Source organism: Cellulomonas sp. P5_C6 (genome assembly GCF_054049635.1).
Window position 1 is genome coordinate 1 of record NZ_JBFULZ010000273.1, and the last position, 4,327, is coordinate 4,327.

General features: G+C 74.7%; 3 protein-coding genes and 1 pseudogene. All 4 read right to left on the reverse strand.

Features of this window, described 5'->3' with window-relative positions:
* Nucleotides 1-439, reverse strand: a pseudogene (locus ACXJKG_RS19835) (hypothetical protein); the annotation flags it as partial.
* Nucleotides 436-1,470, reverse strand: a complete 1,035-nt coding sequence (locus ACXJKG_RS19840) for a copper transporter (protein ID WP_456847449.1) — start codon at nucleotides 1,468-1,470, stop codon at nucleotides 436-438. The pseudogene ACXJKG_RS19835 and the gene ACXJKG_RS19840, both read right to left, overlap by 4 nt.
* A 70-nt stretch (nucleotides 1,471-1,540) precedes the next feature.
* Nucleotides 1,541-2,719, reverse strand: coding sequence for a putative cytokinetic ring protein SteA (gene steA / locus ACXJKG_RS19845; protein ID WP_456847450.1), 1,179 nt, complete (start codon nucleotides 2,717-2,719; stop codon nucleotides 1,541-1,543).
* Nucleotides 2,720-2,725: 6 nt separating this feature from the next.
* The coding region (recN, locus tag ACXJKG_RS19850; protein WP_456847451.1) for a DNA repair protein RecN at nucleotides 2,726-4,327 on the reverse strand (1,602 nt) is incomplete at its 5' end.

Sequence of the window (4,327 nt, forward strand, 5' to 3'; positions counted from 1 at the left end):
GGCGCGTGCCGTCGGGCCGGTGCACCGGCGTCGCGACGGCGGCCGCCACCAGCGCGCCCGCGCCGATGCCGAGAACMTTGAGGCCGCCGGTCGTCAGCTCACCGCGCGCCAGGGCACCGAGGTGCCCCCGCAGCCCCTTGCGCCGCGCCGAGGTGTCCTCGCCGAGGTCGTCGACGAGCCCGAACGCCGCACCGGACGCGGTCGCGACCGTCAGCGCGAGCGCGCCCCGGGTCGATGGCGCTCCGACGAGCCCGCCCGCGAGCAGCCCGGCGGCGACCGCAGGGCCCTCGAGCAGGCTGATCGGCTCACCGCGATGGTTCGTGCGCAGCCAGCGCTCCTGGCCGCCCGGGATCTGACCGTCCAGGGCGCCGCGCGTCACGGCGGTCACCCCGCTCGCGACGACCCCGGCCAGCACCCGCCGCAGCAGGCCGACCGTCATCCGTCGGTCCCGCCGGACACGCCCGCCCCCTCGGTCACCCTCGGGGTGCGGTCGACCGGCGGCAGCACGACGGCCGCCGGGATGGGCGTCTCGCCGTCGCCGAAACCGTAGTGGCCGTTGGTGCCGGCGATCCGGCCGGCCAGGGCGAGCGGCACGTTGACCTGCCCGGTGACCACGTCGGTGCCCGACACGGTCGTGACGGAGCCGGCCAGGTCCTGGTCCGCGAGCACGGCGTCCGTCAGGCTCCCCTTGCCGCGCGGCCCGTCGGCCAGCACCGCGCCGGACGAGAGCTCCTGGGCGGCCGTGAGCACCGCGAGCTGCGACGCCACGACCGACGCGGACGGCTCGGGGCTGGGCGTCGCGTCGCCGGCAGGCACCACGATGGGCACACCGATCACGACGATCGCGTCGGCCGGGACCGTCACCGGGTCGGCCACCGTGACCAGCGGGCTGTCGCTCTCGCTCGAGGACAGCAGCTGCAGCAGCACGGACGCGTCGTCGGACAGCGCGTCGGGGTTGGTCGGGTCGGACGTCACCAGCGCCTGTACCAGCGCCGAGGCGAGTTCGCCCTCGACGCCCGCGTCGTCGGCGGGCACCGGGTCGAGGTACGTCAGCAGCTGGCCGACCAGCGCCTGGCGGAACGTGCGGGCGTCGGGGTCCGCCCAGGTCTCCTCGAGCGTGACGTGGGCCGTCACCGACGCACCCGACTGCGCGAGCCGCTCGTCGATCGCGGTGCGGGTCGACTCGTCGACCTTGCCCAGCGCGATGACCGCGACGCGACGGTCGGTCAGCGCACCGTCGAGGAGCTGCGGACCGGCCGCGTCGATGTACGTCTCGGTGTCCTTCAGGTCGCCCGACGTCACGTCGAGCTCGGCCCGGAGGGCGTCCTTCTCCCCGCGCAGCTGCTCGACCTGACCGGTGAGCGTGTCGCCGATCGTCTCCTTGAGCGGGCCGGCCCCCAGCGCGATGCCGACGGCCAGCGCCAGGAACACGGAGATGAGCGAGACGATGTGGTAGCGGAAGTCGATCACGGTGCGAGGTCTCCGTCGGGTACGTGGCCGGCGTGAACCGGGACCGGGTGCAGGGTGCAGGCGGCGGGGGTCATCCGAACAGCCCGCTCACCCACGAGGTGATGTCGTCGATGCGCGCACCGAGCAGGCCGATGAGGGTCTGGCCCGCCGCGGTCGAGGCGAGCGCCACCCCGAGCGCCAGGAGGCCGGCCAGGACGAGCAGCGTGAGCTGCACGTTGGAGATCCGGTTCCGGTACAGCCGCGAGACACCCTTCGCGTCGACCAGCTTGCTGCCGACGCGCAGGCGGGTCAGGAACGTGCTGGCCATGCCGGAGCGCCCCTTGTCCAGGAACTCCACGAGCGTGGCGTGCGTGCCGACGGCGACGATGAGCTCGGCGCCCTTGTCGTCGGCAAGAAGCATGGCGACGTCCTCGCTGGTGCCCGTGGCCGGGAACACGACGTGCTTGACGTCCAGCTGCTCCACGCGGGCGAGACCGGGCGCGCGACCGTCGCGGTAGGCGTGCACCACGACCTCGGCGCCGCAGGTGAGCGCGCGGTCCGACACGGAGTCCATGTCGCCGACGATGAGGTCGGGCTTCCAGCCGGCGTCGAGGATCGCGTCGGCTCCGCCGTCGACCCCGATCAGCACGGGCCGGTACTCCCGGATGTACGGCCGCAGCGTGACCAGGTCTTCCTTGTAGTGGTAGCCGCGGACCACGATGAGCACCTGCCGGCCGTCGATCACGGTGGCGATGTCGGGCACGCCCACGCCGTCGAGGAGCAGGTCACGCTCGCGGCGCAGGTAGTCCATCGTGTTCGCGGCGAACGACTCGAGCTGCACGGAGAGGCCGGCGCGGGCCTCCTCCATCGCCGCCTCGACCGTCGCGGCCGTCTGCAGCACGCCCTCGGCGACSAGCGTCTCSCCGTCGTACACGGCSCCSTCGACCAYCCGGAGCCGRTGCCCYTCGGTSAYSGCCATSACGTCKGCRCCGAGGTCGTCGATCAGCGGGATGCCCGCCTCGAYSAGGATCTCSGGGCCGAGGTTSGGRTAGCGRCCYGACGTSGAKCGSGCSGMGTTGAGCACGRCRGCCGGCTGGCACGCSACGAGKGCCTCGGCGGAGACSCGGTCGAGGTCSAGGTGGTCGATGACCGCGATGTCACCCGGGCGCAGACGCTTGGTCAGYGCCTTGGTGCGTGGGTCGACTCGTGCCGGACCGGCGACGACGCCGGCTTCGGGCAGGGCGGTGCGCTTGCGCAGGGAGGCTCTCATCGCCGCTCATCGTCCCACGGCCGAGAGCTCGAGCAGTTCCGCGGCGTGCGTCCGCGCGGCGTCGGAGTCCTCCTGACCGGACAGCATGCGGGCCAGCTCGCGTACACGGTCGTCCTGCGTGACCAAGCGCACGTCCGACTCGGTGATGACATCGACCCCGTTCGCGGTCGACTTGGTCACCACCAGGTGCCGGTCGGCGAACGCCGCGACCTGCGCCAGGTGGGTCACGACGAGCACCTGGCTGCCCTGCGCGAGGGACGACAGGCGTCGGCCCACCTCGATCGCAGCCCGGCCCCCCACGCCCGCGTCGACCTCGTCGAAGACGAACGTGCCCGGCCGCGTGGCACCCGGTGCGGTCGCGAGCGCGACCTCGATGGCCAGCATCACGCGCGAGAGCTCGCCGCCGGACGCGCCCTTGCCCAGCGGCCGGGCCGGCGCCCCCGCGTGCGGCACGAGCAGCATCTCGACCCGGTCGCCGCCGTGCGGTCCGGGCTCGTCGGCCGGGTCGACGACGACGCGCAGCTCGGCGCCCCCCATCGCCAGGCCGGACAGCTCCTCCGACACCACCGCGGACAGCTGCGTGGCGCCGGCGAGGCGACCCTGCGTCAGCCGAGCGGCCATCGCGTCGAGCTCCGCATCGAGCCGCGCACGATCCGCCCGCAGGGTCTCGATGCGCTCGTCGCCGCCGTCGAGCGCGAGCAGGCGCAGTCCCGCGGAGTCCGCCCAGGCTTGCACCTCGGCGATGGTCGACCCGTAGCTGCGGGTCAGGCTGCCGAGCTCGGCCCGGCGACGCTGCGCCGCGTCGAGCCGCAACGGGTCCGCCTGCAGGTCCTCGAGGTAGGCGGCGAGGTCCGTCGACGCATCGGCCAGGAGGTACCCGGCCTCCGCCACGCGGGTGGCCAGGGCGGCGAGGGCCGGGTCGTGGGCACCCTCGTGCTCCAGGAGCCGGCGCGCCAGCTCGATGGTGCCGACCGCGGACGCCTCGTCCGTCCCGTCGTCGGCGCCCACGAGCGCCGCGTGCGCCCCTGCCGCCGCGGTCCGCAGGTCCTCCGCGTGCGAGAGCCGGTCGACCTCCTCGGCCAGCGTCACGTCCTCGTCGGGCTGCGGGTCGACGCGCTCGACCTCGGCCAGCCCGAGCCGCAGCAGCTCGGCCTCCCGGGTGCGGTCGCGGGCGCGGTCCACCAGGTCCGTCAGCTCGGCGTCGACTCCGGCCCGCTCGGCCCACGCCGCGCGATAGCGCCCGAGCAGATCACCGTGCTCGGCACCGACGAACTCGTCGAGCGCCTCGCGCTGGACCGCGGGTGAGCGCAGCCGCGCCTGGTCCGCCTGCCCGTGCACCGTGACCAGCTCGTCCGCCAGCTCCGCGAGCAGGCCCTGCGGCACGGACCGGCCGCCGACGTAGGCGCGGGACCGCCCGACCGTGCCGTCACTGCTGGCGCCGACCGTCCGCAGGAGCACCAGGCTGCCGTCGTCGTCGAGCTCGGCACCGGCCTCCTGCGCGCGCCCGAGCGCCCGGGCACCCGCCTCGAGCACCACCMGACCCTCGACCGCTGCCGCCGCCGAGCCGACCCGGACGGTGGCCGGGTCCGCCTTGCCACCGAGCAGGAG